Origin of the sequence: Bacteroides sp. AM54-2NS (assembly GCF_003602935.1) — a bacterium.
Lineage (GTDB): Bacteria > Bacteroidota > Bacteroidia > Bacteroidales > Bacteroidaceae > Bacteroides > Bacteroides xylanisolvens.
This window is the reverse complement of record NZ_QTMZ01000113.1, coordinates 1-2,264: the sequence shown is the minus strand read 5'-3', so window position 1 is coordinate 2,264 and position 2,264 is coordinate 1. Positions and strand designations below refer to the sequence as shown.

General features: G+C 32.9%; 2 protein-coding genes and 1 tRNA gene. All 3 read left to right on the top strand.

The genetic code is table 11. The annotated features are described in order from the left end of the window. Positions 1–44: 44 nt before the first annotated feature. Positions 45–311, top strand: a complete 267-nt coding sequence (locus DXA05_RS25945; RefSeq protein ID WP_117611312.1) for a hypothetical protein — start codon at positions 45–47, stop codon at positions 309–311. A 506-nt stretch (positions 312–817) separates the two neighbouring features. Then, a complete protein-coding gene (locus tag DXA05_RS25940) occupies positions 818–1,792 on the top strand; it encodes an ankyrin repeat domain-containing protein (protein ID WP_284515715.1) in 975 nt (324 codons plus the stop codon). 325 nt (positions 1,793–2,117) lie between these two features. After that, positions 2,118–2,205, top strand: a tRNA-OTHER gene (locus DXA05_RS26660). Positions 2,206–2,264: the final 59 nt, after the last annotated feature.

The window sequence follows — 2,264 nt, the reverse complement described above, 5'->3', positions numbered from 1 at the left end:
TGGTACAACAGCTCCAGCAATTATAAATAATAGAGAGTAATATTATGGAAGAATATCCTTATACAGAGGTTGTAGACGGTAAAGAGTACACCTATATTAATATGGGTACATACTATGTAACTAACTTAGAGACTGGAGACAGAAGACTTGTACAGAGAGAGGTACCATTCTTATTCGATGATGAGTATGATACAGGTGTAAAAGATGAAGATGATACTGATTGCTTAACTGGGCATGAAGAGATTCTTAACCCATTTAAAGCAGAATACGATGAGAATGGTAAGGAGATATTTATACCTAAAACCAAATGAAGAAATAAATACAATGAGTAGAATAGTTACACAGGATAAATTAAATGAATTAACAGGTAAGAATATAGATTACGGGAAGGGGGGGGACTGCCCGACTTATAAGGAGAAACTTTTATATTATTAGTTCTGCGATTATATAATAAAATAAGCCCAACTTAGCTTTCGCTAGGCTGGGTTTTATTAATTATAAAGTATGAGTATTTAATGTGTGCAATTTTACCAAATACAATATTGATAATCTTAATAGATAGAATGACCTGTTTTATTATTCTTGTAAATCTTTCGTATTAGTGTGGTTATCTATCTAGGATAATCGTTATAAATTCTTACACGTAAATATTCTATAATAATAAAGAAGTTGTATATTTGTGCTTAGCATTTCAAGTTATGGTTTCCATTAACTTAATGCTATAATTGATAAATAAACCGACTAAATAATGTAATATGCGAAGGGAAGAAGTAGTGCACAATGGCAGAGGGAATATGATAGCTTCTTACAAGACTGTATGAATAGGGATTGGGCTAAGATTGCAAGAGCTGATGAACCCAATAGGGATTGGGCTATAATGTTTGAAGTAGATAGGTCATTTATAAATAATGCGAAGAGTTTGCTCTTTACTATAGAGAATCGACTGTATGATGTGTTACAATTCTTATTAGATAAAGGTGCTGACCCCAATTCTAGTTTAAGGAGGTACAATAGCGATAGAAGGTGTTATGAAAGCACAACTCCATTGATAGAGGCTGTTAAAATAGGTAATTTAGAATCTGTTAAAATATTACTCGATAATGGTGCAGATATTAATTTCTGTGTGGAGAGAAACCTATCAGATAGAGACGTATATTTTAACAAGACAAGGATTAGAGTGAAAGAACCTTCTGATGATTTGTACATTAAACCAAGAGAGAAGAGAACAGATGATGAGAAGATGTATATTTGGAAATATAGTACGGGAGAGTTAGCCAATATGTCTCCTATACAAATTGCCTATAATTATCGTCATGACAACATTGTTGATTATTTGTTGTCTAGAGGGGCTACGATGAAAGTTAATATAAGACCTAGTGGAATCTTCCCGTTCCCCTTTACTACTTTAGGCGAAATGTTGAGACGCTGTAAATTGTATTTTATCAAAGAAGTTGGACTATGTGAAGAACGATATTATGCTTTACGTACCCAAGTTAGGGAGTTTGAGAGTACTAAAGAATTATTAAAGGGTTATGAAGTACGAAATGCTGTGCCATACCCCTTTAGGATTGTTTCAACAGCAGTACTTCTTCTAGATAATTCTCTTGAATTTAAATTCCAATACATGGCATTATACTCACTATTTATTTTAGAATATTGGAATGAAATAATAAACTCGAAGACCCATATTGCAGCTTATGCAAAGGTTGATGATATTGGATATTTGATATGTTGGCTTGTAAAGGAAACAGAATATTCGAAATCTACAAGGCAATCACTAGGTTTAAAATAAGAAGCTGTCTGGTCAATAATCTAGTTGTATTCTATTTGAAAGTTGAATGTTTCTTATATAGCCATAATCAATACTACCTTTTATTGCAGAATATATTTATATAATACCCCTATCTATGAAAGGTTGAATAGTTGCATTATAAGTATAATTCACTACCTTTGCAGCGTGGGTAAATCCTACAAAGGAGATTATTAATTTATTGGATAACTAATCTTGTTCTACATAGTTGATGTAAACCAATATGTAAACCGGAGTATAGTTAGTGTAGGAGAGATTTATAAAGCTTTTATTGTAATGTGTTGATTATTAGAGATATATTACAATCGTATTCGACCGGCGAAGTCACCGGCAAGAAGGACTTAAAATCCTTTGGCCATTGCGGCTGTGCGGGTTCAAGTCCCGCTTCGAGTACGAGTATTCTTTATAAGGCTTCATGAATCATTGATTCATGAAGCCTTTTTATTTTATGGGT

Excerpts from the sequence above, each read along its gene's own strand:
- DXA05_RS25940 (WP_284515715.1), top strand. The coding sequence starts at position 818 with ATGAATAGGGATTGGGCTAAGATTGCAAGAGCTGATGAACCCAATAGG.
- DXA05_RS25945 (WP_117611312.1), top strand. The coding sequence starts at position 45 with ATGGAAGAATATCCTTATACAGAGGTTGTAGACGGTAAAGAGTACACC.